Origin of the sequence: Methylobacterium sp. XJLW (assembly GCF_003254375.1) — a bacterium.
Lineage (GTDB): Bacteria > Pseudomonadota > Alphaproteobacteria > Rhizobiales > Beijerinckiaceae > Methylobacterium > Methylobacterium fujisawaense.
Genome location: NZ_CP016429.1, coordinates 3,064,866 through 3,080,000 on the forward strand (window position 1 = coordinate 3,064,866; position 15,135 = coordinate 3,080,000).

18 protein-coding genes (1 of these 18 cut by a window edge) are annotated in these 15,135 nt (G+C 69.6%); 14 read left to right on the forward strand and 4 right to left on the reverse strand.

The window, feature by feature from the left end:
* The first annotated feature begins 156 nt into the window (after positions 1 to 156).
* The 7 genes from A3862_RS14185 (at position 157) to A3862_RS14215 (ending at position 5,658) form a co-directional block, all read left to right on the forward strand.
* Entirely contained in the window at positions 157 to 954 is a 798-nt protein-coding gene (locus A3862_RS14185; RefSeq protein ID WP_043357127.1) for an inositol monophosphatase family protein, read from the forward strand.
* Between the two features lie 279 nt (positions 955 to 1,233).
* Positions 1,234 to 1,779, forward strand: coding sequence for an adenine phosphoribosyltransferase (locus A3862_RS14190; protein WP_043387545.1), 546 nt, complete (start codon positions 1,234 to 1,236; stop codon positions 1,777 to 1,779).
* Positions 1,780 to 1,948: 169 nt separating this feature from the next.
* Positions 1,949 to 2,083: a 50S ribosomal protein L34 gene (gene rpmH / locus A3862_RS14195; protein WP_007558110.1), complete on the forward strand. Its 135-nt coding sequence runs from the start codon at positions 1,949 to 1,951 to the stop codon at positions 2,081 to 2,083.
* Between the two features lie 79 nt (positions 2,084 to 2,162).
* Positions 2,163 to 2,765 carry a ribonuclease P protein component gene (rnpA, locus tag A3862_RS14200; protein ID WP_043357132.1) on the forward strand — a complete coding sequence of 201 codons (603 nt, stop codon included), beginning with the start codon at positions 2,163 to 2,165 and terminating at the stop codon, positions 2,763 to 2,765.
* Positions 2,755 to 4,611, forward strand: a complete 1,857-nt coding sequence (gene yidC, locus A3862_RS14205) for a membrane protein insertase YidC (protein WP_043758843.1) — start codon at positions 2,755 to 2,757, stop codon at positions 4,609 to 4,611. The genes rnpA and yidC overlap by 11 nt, the downstream gene beginning before the upstream one ends.
* Before the next feature lie 13 nt (positions 4,612 to 4,624).
* A complete protein-coding gene (gene yihA / locus A3862_RS14210) occupies positions 4,625 to 5,278 on the forward strand; it encodes a ribosome biogenesis GTP-binding protein YihA/YsxC (protein WP_043387550.1) in 654 nt (217 codons plus the stop codon).
* Positions 5,275 to 5,658: a DUF423 domain-containing protein gene (locus tag A3862_RS14215; RefSeq protein WP_111473665.1), complete on the forward strand. Its 384-nt coding sequence runs from the start codon at positions 5,275 to 5,277 to the stop codon at positions 5,656 to 5,658. The genes yihA and A3862_RS14215 overlap by 4 nt, the downstream gene beginning before the upstream one ends.
* Here the strand turns inward: A3862_RS14215 and A3862_RS14220 are convergent.
* Together A3862_RS14220 and A3862_RS14225 are read right to left on the reverse strand one after the other, a co-directional pair.
* Positions 5,655 to 6,332: a metallophosphoesterase family protein gene (locus tag A3862_RS14220; RefSeq protein WP_043357445.1), complete on the reverse strand. Its 678-nt coding sequence runs from the start codon at positions 6,330 to 6,332 to the stop codon at positions 5,655 to 5,657. The two genes, A3862_RS14215 and A3862_RS14220, sit on opposite strands and share 4 nt — an antisense overlap.
* A gap of 224 nt (positions 6,333 to 6,556) precedes the next feature.
* A complete protein-coding gene (locus A3862_RS14225) occupies positions 6,557 to 7,051 on the reverse strand; it encodes a pilus assembly protein N-terminal domain-containing protein (protein WP_043357447.1) in 495 nt (164 codons plus the stop codon).
* 298 nt (positions 7,052 to 7,349) lie between these two features.
* On the opposite strand from A3862_RS14225, the gene A3862_RS14230 reads away from it, so the two are divergent.
* The 3 genes from A3862_RS14230 (at position 7,350) to A3862_RS14240 (ending at position 9,061) form a co-directional block, all read left to right on the forward strand.
* Complete coding sequence (locus A3862_RS14230; RefSeq protein WP_012320434.1) at positions 7,350 to 7,514, forward strand: Flp family type IVb pilin; 165 nt, start codon at positions 7,350 to 7,352, stop codon at positions 7,512 to 7,514.
* 197 nt (positions 7,515 to 7,711) lie between these two features.
* Positions 7,712 to 8,263, forward strand: a complete 552-nt coding sequence (locus A3862_RS14235; protein WP_051045115.1) for an A24 family peptidase — start codon at positions 7,712 to 7,714, stop codon at positions 8,261 to 8,263.
* Between the two features lie 63 nt (positions 8,264 to 8,326).
* Positions 8,327 to 9,061 carry a M48 family metallopeptidase gene (locus A3862_RS14240; protein ID WP_043758838.1) on the forward strand — a complete coding sequence of 245 codons (735 nt, stop codon included), beginning with the start codon at positions 8,327 to 8,329 and terminating at the stop codon, positions 9,059 to 9,061.
* A 32-nt stretch (positions 9,062 to 9,093) separates the two neighbouring features.
* Here the strand turns inward: A3862_RS14240 and A3862_RS14245 are convergent, their stop codons facing one another.
* Positions 9,094 to 9,468 (reverse strand): hypothetical protein, encoded by a 375-nt coding sequence (locus tag A3862_RS14245; RefSeq protein ID WP_111473666.1) that lies wholly within the window; start codon positions 9,466 to 9,468, stop codon positions 9,094 to 9,096.
* Positions 9,469 to 9,744: 276 nt separating this feature from the next.
* Between A3862_RS14245 and A3862_RS14250 the strand changes: the two genes are divergently transcribed.
* The 4 genes from A3862_RS14250 to A3862_RS14265 are packed head-to-tail and all read left to right on the forward strand — an operon-like array spanning position 9,745 to position 14,549.
* Positions 9,745 to 10,197 (forward strand): invasion associated locus B family protein, encoded by a 453-nt coding sequence (locus tag A3862_RS14250; protein ID WP_053610820.1) that lies wholly within the window; start codon positions 9,745 to 9,747, stop codon positions 10,195 to 10,197.
* Positions 10,198 to 10,220: 23 nt separating this feature from the next.
* Positions 10,221 to 10,895, forward strand: a complete 675-nt coding sequence (locus A3862_RS14255; protein ID WP_107088769.1) for a hypothetical protein — start codon at positions 10,221 to 10,223, stop codon at positions 10,893 to 10,895.
* The gene (locus tag A3862_RS14260) at positions 10,777 to 12,930 is read left to right on the forward strand and encodes a glycosyltransferase family 2 protein (RefSeq protein ID WP_236962002.1); all 2,154 of its coding nucleotides are present in this window, start codon (positions 10,777 to 10,779) and stop codon (positions 12,928 to 12,930) included. The genes A3862_RS14255 and A3862_RS14260 overlap by 119 nt, the downstream gene beginning before the upstream one ends.
* Positions 12,927 to 14,549, forward strand: coding sequence for a glycosyltransferase (locus A3862_RS14265; protein ID WP_111473667.1), 1,623 nt, complete (start codon positions 12,927 to 12,929; stop codon positions 14,547 to 14,549). The genes A3862_RS14260 and A3862_RS14265 overlap by 4 nt, the downstream gene beginning before the upstream one ends.
* Before the next feature lie 6 nt (positions 14,550 to 14,555).
* Here A3862_RS14265 and purC read toward each other — a convergent pair whose 3' ends face one another.
* On the reverse strand, positions 14,556 to 15,135 hold the 3' portion of the coding sequence (purC, locus tag A3862_RS14270; RefSeq protein ID WP_043350657.1) for a phosphoribosylaminoimidazolesuccinocarboxamide synthase. 215 nt of this gene lie beyond the right edge of the window; the window shows 580 of its 795 coding nt (coding positions 216–795); the start codon falls outside the window, past its right edge — the gene reads right to left on this strand; its stop codon occupies positions 14,556 to 14,558.

The following is a 15,135-nucleotide window of genomic DNA, read 5'->3' on the forward strand; positions in this document are numbered from 1 at the left end:
CTCGCCCGAGGGAGGGGCCGCGCCGCGACGACGATCCGTGGGACCCGGTCCGGGCCGGCCCCCCGCCGCACGGCGCCCATGTCCTGCCCCCATCTCGTCTTTTCCGGCGCCGGGCTGTAACGACGGCGTCAATCCTCACCCGCGAAAAGTCCGACCATGATCTCCTCCCCGCTCATGACCGTGATGGTCGATGCCGTGCGCAAGGCCGCGCGCGGCCTGCGCCGCGACTTCGGCGAGGTCGAGAACCTGCAGGTCTCGCGGAAGGGCCCGGGTGACTTCGTCTCCGCGGCCGACCGCAAGGCCGAGGAGGTGCTGCGCGACGCCCTGATGAAGGCGCGCCCGGGCTACAGCCTCGTGCAGGAGGAGAACGGGATCATCGAGGGGACCGACAAAAGCCACACCTGGCACATCGACCCGCTCGACGGCACCTCGAACTTCCTGCACGGCGTGCCCCATTTCGCCGTCTCGGTCGGCCTCGAGCGCGAGGGCCAGATCGTCGCCGGTGTGATCTTCGACCCGATCAAGGACGAGCTGTTCGTCGCCGAGCGCGGGAAGGGGGCCTATCTCAACAACCGGCGCCTGCGCGTCTCCGGCCGTCAGGACATGGCCGACGCGCTGGTGGGCTACGGAACGCCCTATCTCGGTCGCGGCAGCCATCCGCGACTCCTGCGCGAGCTGGGCGCCGTCATGGCGGTGGCCGGCGGCACCCGCCGGATGGGATCGGCGGCTCTCGACATGGCCTATGTCGCCTGCGGGCGCCTCGACGCCTATTGGGAGCGCGATCTCCAGACCTACGATTTCGCCGCCGGCGTGATCCTGGTGCGCGAGGCGGGCGGCTTCGTGACCTCCGCGGATGGCGCCGCCGAGCCGCTCGCGCCCCGGTCGGTGGCCTGCGGCAACGAGGAGCTGCACCGGGAACTCGTCGCCATCCTCAAGAAGGTCCAGGCGGCCTAGCGGCCCGTCATCCCGGGACCGCGCGGCGGAGACCGGGATGACGGGCCGCCGACGCGCCGCGTCTCGACGTCCGCGGCGATCAGGGATTGCCCGCCTCGGGCGGGCTTCCTCGGAGCCAAGCGCGCCCGCGGCGACCGGACCGCTCGCGCCGCGTGGGACGGTCGCCGGACCGCCGGGACGCACCGAATGCGGCCTGACCCGCCCGGCCTGCCGCCGGAAACTGGTCAGGACCGCAACCTTCTGCTTTAAGCCCGCGGTTCTCCACGGAAGGCCGAACGCATGGAAGCCCGCCGCCACGTCGCGCTGAAGGAATCGATCCGCTCGATTCCCGATTACCCGAAGCCCGGGATCATCTTTCGCGACATCACCACGCTGCTCAGCGACCCGCGCGCCTTCCGGCGGGCGGTGGACGCGCTGGTTCACCCCTATGCGGGCGGGCAGATCCACCAAGTGGCCGGCATCGAGGCCCGGGGCTTCATCCTGGGCGGGGCCATCGCCCATCAGCTCTCCTGCGGCTTCGTGCCGATCCGCAAGAAGGGCAAGCTGCCCCACACGACGGTTTCGATGGCCTACGCCCTCGAATACGGCACCGACGAGATCGAGATCCACGTCGACGCGGTCCGGCCCGGCGACAGGGTGCTCCTGGTCGACGATCTGATCGCCACCGGCGGCACCGCCACGGCGGCGGTGAACCTGCTTCAGAAGATCGGCGCCGAAATCGTGGCCGCCTGCTTCGTCATCGATCTGCCCGAGATCGGCGGGGCCCAGCGCCTGCGCGACATGGGCGTCGAGGTGCGGACCCTCATGCAGTTCGAGGGGCATTGAGCCCCGCCGAACGTTGACTTCGCGGGACCCATCCGCCATAAGCCCGCCACTCGCGACGTGGCGCCCCGCATGGGCGCCCTTCGTGTTTGCAGACAACCAAGGACGCGTGAAGGTCGGGTGCGGCATCAGCCGCCCGCGAGCGCGCCTCGACCTTTGAAGGCTCTGAGCCATGAAGAGAACCTATCAGCCGAGCAAGCTCGTCCGTAAGCGCCGTCACGGTTTCCGTGCGCGCATGGCCACCGCCGGCGGCCGCAAGGTGATCGCGCGCCGTCGCGCCCACGGCCGCAAGCGCCTGTCGGCCTGAGGCCGGATCCTCTCGGGCGCGGACGCCTTCGCGCATCCGCGCCGTGAGGCAAGTGGTATCGGCCGGGATCGAACCATCGATGGCGACGATCGAGCGGCTCAAGAAACGACCCGACTTCCTGGCTGCGGCCGAGGGGCGTCGCTTTCACACCGAGCGCATGACCGCGCAGGGGCGCCTCCGGAACCCGGAGGCCTGCCCCGGCCTCCGTCTCGGTTTCACCATCACGAAGCGCGTGGGTCACGCGACGGAGCGCAACCGCATCCGGCGCCGTCTCCGCGCCGCGTTGGGGCTGGTCGCGGCCGATCTGCCGACCGAACTCGCGACCCTGCCGGCCGACATCGTACTGATCGCCCGGCGCCCGGCGCTGGACGCCCCCTTCGCGTCGCTGGCCGAGGACCTGCGGCGTGCGATCCCGACGGTGACCCGGCCTGCGGCGCCCCGGAGCGACAGGCCGTCCGGCCGATCCGGCAACCGACGGTCCAAGACCACACCTCAAACCTCATCTCTCCAGCAGGAAGCGGGCGCCTCCGCGCAGCCCGCGCCCTCCGGCCGCGCCGACATCGGCCCGTCGCAGGGGTGCGACAGAGATCACCGAATCACCGGCGCGCGCAGGTCCCCCGGGGCCGGCGCCGGTCTTGATGCCACTCCGAACGCGTGCGGCGGTGTCCCTGATGGGCAATGACAAGACGAACATGTTCGTGGCCATCGGCCTGTCGCTGCTGGTGCTGCTCGGGTGGCAGTACTTCGTGGCCGGCCCGCGCATGGAGCAGCAGCGGCTGATCGAGGCCCAGAACAAGGCCGCGCAGCAACAGCAGCCCCCGGGCGTGACCCCGGACGGCGTGCCCTCGCCGTCCCCCAAGGAGGGCGGCCCGGCCGCGCCGGTGCCCGGCACGCTGCCCACGCCGCAAGGCGGCCCGGTCTCTCGCGAGGCGGCGCTCGCCCGCTCGCCGCGCATCCGGATCGAGACCCCGGCGCTGTCCGGCTCGATCGCCCTGAAGGGCGGCCGCGTCGACGACGTGTCGCTCAAGAACTACCACGAGACCGTCGACCCCAAGAGCCCCGAGATCGTGCTGTTCTCGCCGGCCGGCAGCGAGACGCCCTATTACGCCGAGTTCGGCTGGGTCGGCGCCAATGCCGGGCCGCTGCCCAACAACGACACCCTCTGGACCAGCGAGGGCAAGACGCTCCAGCCGGGCATGCCCGTGACCCTGACCTGGGACAACGGCGCCGGCCTCGTCTTCAAGCGGATCATCGCGGTCGACGACAAGTACATGTTCACGATCCGCGACGAGGTCGAGAACAAGGGCTCGGGTGCGATCACGCTCTACCCCTACAGCCTCGTCTCCCGCTGGGGTAAGCCGCACACCCAGGGCTATTACGTCCTGCACGAGGGCATGATCGGCTATCTCGGCAACGACGGCCTTCAGGAATTCACCTACGACAAGCTCGCCAAGGAGGGCGCCTACGGCGGCGCCAACACCAAGGGCAAGGCCTGGACGGGCGTGACCGGCGGCTTCGTGGGCATCACCGACAAGTACTGGGCGGCTGCCGCGATCCCCGATCAGGACACGCCGTATACCGGCGCCTTCACCGACCGGACCGACGGGACCACCAACGTCTATCAGGCGAGCGTGCGCGGCGACGCCGTGAACGTGGCGGCCGGCACCTCCGTCACCGCGACGCAGCGGCTGTTCGCGGGCGCCAAGGAAGTCAACGTCATCAACAACTACGAGAAGGACCTGGGCATCAAGCACTTCGATCTGATGATCGATTGGGGCTGGTTCTTCTTCATCACCAAGCCGATGTTCCGGGCGCTGGACTTCTTCTATCACCTGTTCGGCAATTTCGGCGTCTCGATCCTGGTTGTCACCTTCTGCCTGAAGCTGCTGTTCCTGCCGATCGCGAACCGGTCCTACGTCTCGATGGCCAAGATGAAGGCCGTTCAGCCGGAGATGGCCGCCATCCGCGAGCGCTACAAGGATGACCGCCTAAAGGCGCAGCAGGCCACGATGGAGCTGTACAAGAAGGAGAAGATCAATCCGGTCGCCGGCTGCTGGCCGGTGCTGATCCAGATCCCGGTCTTCTTCGCGCTCTACAAGGTGCTGTTCATCACCATCGAGATGCGGCACGCGCCGTTCTTCGGCTGGATCCACGACCTCGCGGCGCCGGATCCGACGAGCATCGTGAACCTGTTCGGACTGCTGCCCTTCCCGGCGCCCGACTTCGTCCACCTGGGCGTCTGGCCGCTGATCATGGGCGTGACGATGTTCGTGCAGATGAAGATGAACCCCGCGCCGCCGGACCCGGTCCAGGCGCAGATCTTCACCTTCATGCCGATCGTGTTCACCTTCATGCTGGGGTCGTTCCCCGCCGGCCTCGTGATCTACTGGGCCTGGAACAACACGCTGTCGGTGATCCAGCAGTACGTCATCATGCGCCGCAACGGCGTGAAGGTGGAGCTGTGGGACAACCTGCGATCGACGTTCCGGCGCGGCAACGGCACCAAGACGGCCGCCACCAAGAGCTGACAGGCAATGTGCCGTGACTGAAACCAACGACGATGCGGCCGACCTTCTTGAGGCCGGCCGCCTTCTCTTTGCCGGCGCCGCCGACTTCTACGCGGCTGCCCAGACGCTCGATCGGCTGCCGCCCATGGAGGGCGTGGAGATTGCCTTCGCGGGACGGTCGAACGTCGGCAAATCGAGCCTGATCAATGCCCTCACCGGGCGGAACACCCTGGCGCGGACCTCGCACACGCCCGGGCGCACGCAGCAGCTGAACTTCTTCCGGATCGGCGAGCGCCTGTCCCTCGTCGACATGCCCGGCTACGGCTACGCCGCGGTCGAGAAGGCCAAGGTCGAGGCCTGGACGCGGCTGATCCATTCCTACCTGAAGGGGCGCGCCAGCCTCGCCCGCGTGTTCATGCTCATCGACGCCCGGCACGGCTTCAAGTCGATCGATACCGATGTGCTCGACGGCCTCGACAAGGCCGCGGTGAGCTATCAGGTCGTGCTGACCAAGGGGGATTCCCTCAAGAAGGGCGAGGTCGCGAGCCGCATTGCCGGGATCGAGGCCGGGCTTGCCAAGCGTCCGGCGGCCTATCCGCAGGTGATCCTCACCTCAAGTCGGGACGATTCCGGCGTGCCGGAGCTGCGTGCGGCCATCGCCAGGCTCCTCGTGGAGCGCGGCGCGTGAGTGTTGCGGGTGTCGATCGTGCGCTCGCGGCGCTCGCCTGCCTCGCCGGCCTGCTCGGTGTGGCGTTGAGCGCCGCCGCCGCGCACATCCCCGGCGCCGATTCGCTGAAGACGGCGGCGCAGTTCCTGCTGTTCCACGCCCCCGCCATTCTGGCGCTCATCGGCTTCGGCACCGCCGGCCTTGCCCGGACCGGGCTTGCCCGGACCGCTTCGGGGCTTCTGGTCCTCGGTCTGATCCTATTCTGCGGCGACCTCTCGGTGCGCACGTGGCTCCAGCGCCCGCTCTTTCCGATGGCTGCGCCCACTGGCGGCGTCGTCCTGATGGGCGGCTGGCTCGTCGGGATCCTGTGCGCCCTCGTCCCCGCGCGTCGAACCGTCTAGGCCGGCGCCCGGACCTGCAGGAAATGCAGCGCCGGGCCCTGCGCGGCGGAGAAGACGCCTGCCGTGAGGGCTCCCCCGTAGACCGCTGCGGTGTCGAGGTTCGTGCGGAACCGGCGGATTTCGGGCCGTCCGTTGCGCTGGGGGGTATGGCCATGGACCACGTGGCGGCCGAAATCGTGGTCGCCCTCCAGGAACGGCTCGCGGATCCAGAGCCGATTGTGATCGTCCGGATCCGGGATCGCCGCGCCGGGCCGGAAACCGGCATGGACGTACCAGCGGGCGTCATCCCCATGCAGGGTGGGGAGACCTTCGAGCCAGTCGAGGGTGTCGCGTGGCAGATCGCCCGCCTCCCGGGCGCCGAAGGAGGCGAGCGTCGCCTCCCCGCCGTTGTAGAGCCAGTGTTCCGCGGCCTGAGGGGTCTGCAGCGCATCGAGCAGCATCCGCTCGTGATTGCCCATCAGGCAGATGACATGCTCGGGCTCGGCCCAATTCAGCCGGCTCACGGTGCGGAGAACCGCGGCGCTGTCCGGCCCGCGGTCGATATAATCCCCGAGGAAGACGAGGCGGCGGCCGCGGTCGGCGGCATGGTCGGCGATCCGCTCCAACAGCGCATCGAGGAGGTCGGCGCAGCCGTGGATGTCGCCGATGACATAGGTGAGCGGACCGGATTCCATCGCGCCATCGTCCACCGGGCCGTCCCGCTCCGCAAGGGCACATGATCGGGACGGGCTGCTCCCCGTCGCCGGGTCAGCCTCAGCGCGTGGCGATGGTCCGCAAGGCCGTCGCCGACCAGAGCGGCGCTGAGGGGCGCCCCCGCATCGACGGCGGGTGGCGATGTGGTGCCCGCGACATCGGCTGCGACGTCACCCGCGCGTCTTCGCTCCCGGATCCGGTTCGATCAGTGATCGGCCGCCGGAACTGTTCCGGCGCCGCCGCCGGTCGCAAGCTTGCGGCGCGCGTCGGCCTGCCCGCTGGTCGTGCCGAAATAGCTCGCCGAGTCGCCGAGCTGTACCGACGGTTGGCAACTCGGCGTGCAGGACAGGGATTCCCGGTCGAGACCGCGCTGGACCGTGATGGTCGAGTCCCGCGACGCCTCGACCCGGATGGTCGTCTCGGCGATCATGGCGCCGCCGTTGTCGAGGGCGATGAGATTGGTCGATCCGAAGCTCTTGCCGGTGAGCACGAGGACGCCGTTCTTCTGCGGCGTCACCTCGGCGATGATCGGATTCCCGACGATGATGGTCGAGGTCTTCTCCGGCAGGCGGAGGACCTTGGCATTGTCCACCAGAACGGTCACGACCGGCAGCAGCTCGGGCTGACCCGCCACGGCTGTGGCGCCCGTCATCAGGACGATGAGGCCGGCTCGGCCCGCAATCGACAGGGTGCGGCGCATCGGGTTTCCTCAAGACGACGGGTAGCGGACGAGATCCGACCCGAAGCCCGAGGCTATCGCGGGATGGGTGAAGGAAGCGCTAAGCAAGACCAAGAGTCCGCGCACTGCCGTATCGAAGAAACCCAACCTTCACCAATCTCGCAACGAGACGGCATTTTACGACGCTCCGGGATCGATTTAACCGATTTTCAAGGCGAAATCGCCAGTCTGTGCAGGCCGCCGATCGAGACAAGAAAAATCTTCATCGGTCATCGCGCAAGTTTTGCCTCGCTCTATGTTGATCGAAGGATCGCTCTCCATGAAGACCCTGTTCACGCGCTTCGCCTCGGACGAGTCCGGTGCCACCGCGATCGAGTACGGCATGATCGCGGCCCTGATCGCCGTCGCCATCATCACCGCGCTGAAGACCGTTGGCACCAGCCTCACCAGCAAGTTCAGCCAGATCTCCGGCAACCTGAACTAAGCGAGACGGCTCTGATCTGCGGCAGGTGCGAGACACCCCGGCTCTCGGCGAGAGACCGGGGGCTCGGCCGGCCGGGATCGTTCTCGTTCGCGGCGGCACAGGCCGTCTGGTAATGCGCGGATCCATTCCGGCCGACGGATGGCCGGGTCGGATCGTTGGCCGGTGATGCGACAGGTTTCGACGAAATGGGCGCCGAGATGGTCGGTTCAGCGACGGCAAGCCTCGGCCTGACAGGTCTGGGCCCGGCCGGATTCGGCCTGTTGATCCTCTTCCCGTTCCTGATGGCGTACGCAGCCGCCAGCGATCTTCTGACCATGCTGATCCCGAACCGGATCTCCCTCGGCCTCGTGGCGGGGTTCGCGCTCCTCGCCCTGACGGGCCCGATGAGCTGGGCCGAGATCGGCTTCCATTGCGCGGCCGGCGCGGTCGTTCTGCTCGTCACCTTCGCGCTCTTCGCCTTCGGTGTCATCGGCGGCGGCGATGCCAAGCTCGCGGCCGCCACGGCCCTGTGGCTCGGCTTCGATGGACTCGGCGATTACCTGCTGGTGGCGTCACTGTTCGGCGGTGCCCTGACGCTGGGGATCCTGTTCGCGCGGACGCATCCGCTGCCCGTCCGGATTGCGCGCATGCCGTTCGCACTGCATCTGCACGACGCCAAGACCGGGATTCCGTACGGGATCGCCCTGGCGGCGGCCGCTCTCCTCGTCCTGCCCGACACCGACGTCTGGACCCGGGCCCTCGCTGGCTGAAGCCGCGGCGCTTCGGGCCGGCGGGATCTGGAGCCGCGCGTCCGGCCCAGCTAGAAGTCGCGCATGCCCTTCGCGCTGCTGCGTCGCCCCGATCCCGATCATCTTGAGGTCCAGCACGAGGGGGCCAGTTTCCGCGTTGCCCTCCGGCGGCGGGAGACCGCGCGCCGCATCACCCTCCGGGTCTCGGCCGCCACCGGCGAGGCGGTGATCACCCTTCCGAGCCGCACCGCCGTCAACACCGCCCAGCGCTTCGCTGCGAGCCATGCGGGCTGGATCGCAACGCGTCTGGCCCGTGTGCCGGCTCGCGTGGCCTTCGAGCCTGAGGCCAGCCTGCCGCTCCGCGGCGAGCCTCACCGGATACTCCAGCGCGGCACCCGCAGCGGTCCGGTACGGGTCGAGTGCGTCGCCGGAGAGCCGGCCATCTCGGTGTCCTGCGACGCAGCCCATGTGGCGCGCCGAATCCGCGACTTCCTGGCCCGTGAGGCGAAGCACGACCTCGCCGAGGCGATCGAGCGTTATGCGGTGCAACTCGGGCAGAGGCCGGTCCGCGTCACCCTGCGCGACACCCGCAGCCGCTGGGGCTCCTGTACGGCCCGCGGCGAGCTGAACTTCTCATGGCGCCTGATTCTCGCGCCGCCGATGGTGCTCGACTATCTGGTCGCTCACGAAATGGCCCACCTGCGCGAGATGAACCATTCCCCACGCTTCTGGGCTCTCGTGCACGCCCTTTGTCCGAACACCGACGCCGCCGAAGCGTGGCTCAAGCGCCACGGCACCGGCCTGCATCGGTACGGCTGATCCGCCGACCGGAGAAGACGGCGTGACCCGCGTCAGCCCTTGGCGCGCAGGACGCGCTGGCGCGCCACGGCGTCGGCCGGCCAGCTCGGGCGGGGATCGACCTCGCCGGGACTGAGGGTACGCGGCGCGACGCTGTCGCACACCTCCCGCTGGCGGATGATCACCGGGTTGCCGAACTCGTCACGCCGCCGGACGAGACCACCGTCCCGGCAATAGCCGGCGATCGCGGCATGTCCGTTGCGGCGGCCATACGGGTTCGCCGCCACCGGCGGATGCTCGATCACCAGCGTGTCGGTGTGATTGAGCGAGCGCTCGATGTAGGTGGTCTCCCCGACCGGCAGGGACTGGGCCCCCGCCTGCGCGAGGGTGGCCACCAAGCAGGCGGCCGAGAGAGTGAGCAGGCGCATCACGGCGGGATCCGGCGCAGGAGGAGTGTTCGATCACAATCTAGGCCGCAGACATCCGCGCGGGTAGCGCCGACGCGCAACACCGCGACCGCATCGCTTGACAGCGCGGGCCCGACCATGGTCGGAACACGCCCGATTGTACGGCTCCCGCCGGTCCTCGGCCGGAGCGTTCCGAAGGGATCGGTGGTGCCGCTTCACGCGAGGCTCGTTCGTTTCCGGCGCGCCGTCCGGCGCGCCGCGCTGCCGGTTTTCCTCGCCCTCGTGGCGGCCGCGCTCATGCCCGCCGGGCCGGCCGCGGCCCAGGGTATGGTGCGCAAGACCTTCGAGGATTGGCAATTGCGCTGCGAGACGCCGGCCGGCGCGAAGGCCGAGCAATGTGCCCTCGTCCAGTATCTCGCCGCCGAGGACCGGCCGAATCTGACCCTGGTGGTGATCGTCCTGAAGACGGCCGACAACCGCGGCTACCTCCTGCGGGTGGTGGCGCCACTGGGCGTCCTCCTGCCTTCCGGCCTCGGCCTCAAGATCGACCAGACCGATATCGGCCGCGCGGGCTTCGTCCGCTGTCTCACCACCGGGTGCGTGGCCGAGGTCGTGATGGATGACGGTCTGATCCGCCAGTTCAAGAACGGCACGCAAGCCACCTTCATCGTGTTCCAGACGCCCGAGGAAGGCGTCGGGATCCCGCTGTCGATGAAGGGCTTCGCGGCCGGGTTCGATAGCCTGAAATGACGGTGCCGCTCGGGAGCCGTGCGATGATCGGACTTCAAGACAGGACTCCGACGCGGTCCCCGGGCGTCTCCCGGCTGCCGAACGCCCTGCTCCGGCGGGGCGGTCTCGTGCTTGCCCTGTCCCTCGCCGCTGCCGCTCCGTGTCGGGCCGAGGAGGGGAACATCTTCTCCAACCTGTTCAAGTACGGAGGCACGACGGTGCCGCCGTCGCAGCCCGAAACCCTCGATCCACCCTATTGCCCTCCGGTGGAGGTCGTCGAGGGTGCCGCCGCCTCGCGAACCCTTGCGGGCGATACGGTGCGCACCCAGTACGCCCTCGCTCGGCTTGCCCGCGAATGCACGCGGCGTCAGGACGGCTCGATCACCGTCAAGGTGGGCGCGGAGGTCAACGTGCTGCTCGGGCCGGCCGGCGCGCCGGGCCGGTTCGATGTGCCAGTGACGTTCCAGATCCGCTACAACGGCAAGGTCGTCTCAAGCCGCGCCGAGCGGGTCAGCGTCACGGTCGGACCGGGTGAGGCCCAGGGCTTCGCCACGGTCGTCGCCGATGATCTGCAGGTTCCTGCCGCGATGACGGCCGAGTATGACATCGCGGTGGGTGTCGGCGCTGGCAAGGGGGCCGGGAAGGCCGCTGCGAAGCCGCGCCGCCGGAAACCGGCGGTCGCCGCAGCACCCGCCGGCGGAGGCGACGCTGCCCAGTGACGCCGCGGCACGCTTCGGCGATCCGAACCGACTGATTGCGAAGACCGGTCACGGCGAGATCTGGCTCGGCCGGGCGACGCGGTTTCGCCTCGAATCGGTGGCCGATCCCGAATACGACCGCCGCCTCGTGCTCCCCGATCATCCTGTCGGCTGGATCGTACTGAGCTACAGCGGCGATCCCGCGGCGCCACCCCGGCGCCCGATCCTCCGCGTCCTGCGGGGTCCGGACGATGCCGTACAGGATTTCGTCCTGCCGGGCGCCTCTCAGGGACTCGCCCACTGGCTGGGGCTGATCCCCTCGGATGCGCGGGAGATCCGCCTCTCGGCCGGTGCCGATTTCAGTCTGGAGCGGGTCGGTGCCCGGCACGAGGCCGGGCTGCTCGCACAATGTCTCCTCCGCCGGCCCTGGCGCTGCCTCGCCGCGCTCTACGAGCGCGCCCGCGGCTCGGACCGGCGCTACCGGGACATCCTGCGCGGCACCTGCGCGGTAACGCCGATGGTCCGCTTCCCGTCCTGGGCCACTGCCCGATCCCGGCCCGCCGGCCTTCCACCCTCCGCGCTGCGGATCGGCTGTCTCCTGCTCGCGCGACCCGGCGAGGCGGCGGTGCTGGGCGCCGCGCGCGACGCGCTGGCCGCGCAGACGCACCGGCCAGAGTGGGTCTCGGTCGCATGGTCGGGCGCGCCGCCTCCATCGGAGGACGGGCCCGTGTCGCACCGTGCCTGGGACGATACTGCCGGCTTCGACGATCTTCTCCGCGATGCGGACGCCCTGTGCCTGCTACGCCCCGGCGACGTCCTGGAGCCCGAGGCCCTGGCGCTGCTGGCCCCCACCCTCTTGGACGCGGACATCGCCTACGGCGACGCGATCGGCCCCGACGGTCGCCCGCAGCTGAAGCCGGACTGGAGCCCGGATCTTGGCCTGGCGACGGGCTATCCGGGTTTCCCCCTGCTCCTGTCGAAGACGTGGCTCTCCGCAAGTCCGGGGCGCCCCGTCGGCCCGATGGAGGAGATCGGTTTGGCCATCGCGGCCGCCGCGACGACCCGCGCCGCGCGGGTGGCGCATGTCCCGCGGATTCTCGCCCGGACCGTCGGCGATGGGCTCGACGCGTCCGCCCGGGCGGCAGCCCTCGACGCGTGTCGGTCCGGGTGGCCTTCGCTCCGTGCCGAGATCCACGACGGCGCCGTTCACCTGAAATGGCCGCTTCCGGATCCGGCGCCGCTGGTGAGCATCGTGATTCCCTCGCGCGACCGCCTGGACCTGATCACCCGCGTCTGCCGCGGCGTGCTCCACGAGACCGCCTATGCGGCGATCGAGCTGATCATCGTCGACAACGGTTCCACCGATCCCGCGGTGCTCGATCACTACGCAAGCCTGCGCGACGATCCGCGCGTGCGGATCCTCATGGACCCTCAACCCTTCAATTTCGCCGCGATGGTCAATGCCGGCGTCGGCGCGGCGTCGGGCGCGATCGTCGTGCTCCTGAACAACGATGTCGCCGTCCTGGAGCCCGGCTGGCTGGAAGCCATGGTCCGGCAGGCCTGCCGGCCGGATGTCGGCGCCGTCGGGGCAAAACTTCTCTACGGCGACGGCACACTGCAGCATGCCGGCGTCGTCGTCGGCCTCGGCGGTCGGGCGGGCCATATCCTGCGCCGCCGGCCCGGGGACACGCCGGGCCATCTCGGCCGGCTGCGTGTGGCGCACGAGGTCTCGGCGGTGACGGCCGCCTGCCTCGCCGTCGCGCGCGACAAGTATCTGGCGGTGGGGGGCTTCGACGCCGAGTCCTTCCCGGTCGATTTCAACGACGTGGATTTCTGCCTGCGCCTCGGGGCCGCCGGCTGGAAGACGATCTGGACGCCGGCCGCGACCCTGGCCCATCTCGAATCCGTCAGCCGCGGTCCCTCCGTCGGTGCCAAGCGCACGCGCTTCGAGCAGGAGGCGGCCCGCTTCTCCGAGCGCTGGCGCGCCGTGATCCGGCACGATCCGTTCTACCATCCCGCCCTGTCGGTCACGACCTTCGGCGAGGACTTGGAATGACGCCGTCGGACGGGGCATCGGGCCGTGAAGGCGGCCCGTATCACGGATCGCCGCGCCGCTCCTGGCGCACGCTTTTGGGGACAGCCCGCCAGATCCTCGTTGACCCCCGGGCCGCGGCTGCCATCGTGCGGGCGCGCCTGATGGGGAAGCGCCTGCGGGCCCGGCAAGCGCTCGCGGCCTTGATCGGAATCGACCACCGGCTTTCGCTGCCGCCCGCGATTCTCGACCGCTTCCCGCCGGCGCCGGCCGGTCCGGGGGACGCAATCCGTCTGATCGGTGACGGCATCCTCGTGACCGGCGCACCCGAGCGGATCGCCGCCCGCTTCGCCGCGGAGCCCGACCTCCAAGCCCTCTATGGCGATGCCCTCGTACAGGAGCGGATCGGCGGTGTGGTGGTGCCGCTTCTGCCACCGGTCTTCGACGCCGACCGGCTCGTGGCGTTCGATTATCTCGGGCCCGTGTTGGCCTGCCGCGGCAGCGCCCTTGACCCGGCCGCCGCGCCCCGAAGCCCGGCTGAGGCCGCGTTCCGGATTGCCGAGCGCTTCGGCCCGGGCGCGATCGGCCATATCCCGGAGCTTCTGTCCGTGCGGCGCGCCGGACGCCCGGTCCCGCCGCCGGAAAGCGCGGAGGGCCCCGCGTCCCATCACGCGATCGTGCGAGATCACCTGGACCGAACGGGGCGGTCGGCCGTCCGGGTCGCGGTGGGGCCCGACAGCTTCGTCCAGGTCGAACATCCCCTTCCCGAGACCTGGCCTCTGGCCAGCCTGATCGTGCCGACCCGCGATCGCCTGGATCTCCTGCGCCCCTGTCTCGAAAGCCTGCGGTCTTGCACCGACTGGCCGTCGATCGAGATCCTGGTCTGCGACAACGACAGTCGCGAGCCGGAGACCCTCGCCTTTCTGCGCGCTTTCGAAGGGGAGGGGAGGGGGCATGTCGTGCCCTGTCCCGGGCCGTTCAACTTCGCCGCCATGAACAACGCGGCCGCGGCCCGCGCCCGCGGCCGGCTCTTGGTCTTCGTCAACAACGACGTCGAGGCGTTCCGGCCCGACTGGCTGTCTCTGATGGCCCGTGAGGCCCTTCGACCGGATGTCGGCGCCGTCGGCGCCAAGCTCCTCGACGGCGAGGGACGGATTCAGCACGGCGGCATCGTGCTCGGGACCGGCGGCCTTGTCACCCACGGGCACCGCCACTTCCCGGGGGACGCGTCCGGCTATCTGGCGGCGTTGCGCGTCACGCACGCGGTCTCCGCGGTCACGGCCGCCTGCCTGGCGGTCGAAGCGGACAAGTTCCGGGCGGTCGGCGGCTTCGACGAGGCGGTCTTCGCGGTGGACTTCAACGATGTCGATCTCTGCCTGCGCCTCAACGCGGACGGCTATCGCACGCTGCTGGTCCCCGGAGCGGTTCTGCACCACCGAGAGGCGGCGAGTCGCCGCTGGACTCCGGAGGCCCGCGCCCGCCACCAGCGCGAGATCGCGGCGCTGAAGAAGCGATGGGGGCCGCTACTGGTGCAGGACCCCCATTATCACCCGGGCTTCGACCCGGACCTCTCGACCCACGCTCGGCTGCGGCCGGGCTTTCCGGAGGCGGGGCCGACGCACCTGCGCCGCCCACCCGCCTGAACGCGCTTACTGGACGAGCCGCGGGCCGCTGCCCTGGACCTTCTCGTTCTCCGACATGATCCCAAGCCGCTTGGCGACTTCGGTGTAGGCCTCGATCAGGCCGCCGAGATCCTTGCGGAACCGGTCCTTGTCGAGCTTGTCGGAGGACTTGATGTCCCAGAGCCTGCAGGAATCCGGGGAGATCTCGTCAGCGACCACGATGCGCATCATGTCGCCTTCCCAAAGGCGGCCGGTCTCCATCTTGAAGTCGACCAGTCGGATGCCGACGCCGAGGAAGAGGCCCGACAGGAAGTCGTTGACGCGGATCGCCAGCGCCATGATGTCGTCGATCTCCTGGGGCGTCGCCCAACCGAAGGCCGTGATGTGCTCCTCGGAGACCATCGGGTCGTTCAGCGCGTCGTTCTTGTAATAGAACTCGATGATCGAGCGCGGCAGCTGGGTGCCTTCCTCCAGGCCCAGCCGGGTCGCCAGCGAGCCGGCCGCGACGTTGCGCACCACGACCTCGAGGGGGATGATCTCGACCTCGCGGATCAGCTGCTCGCGCATGTTGAGCCGGCGGATGAAATGCGTCGGCACGCCGATGTCG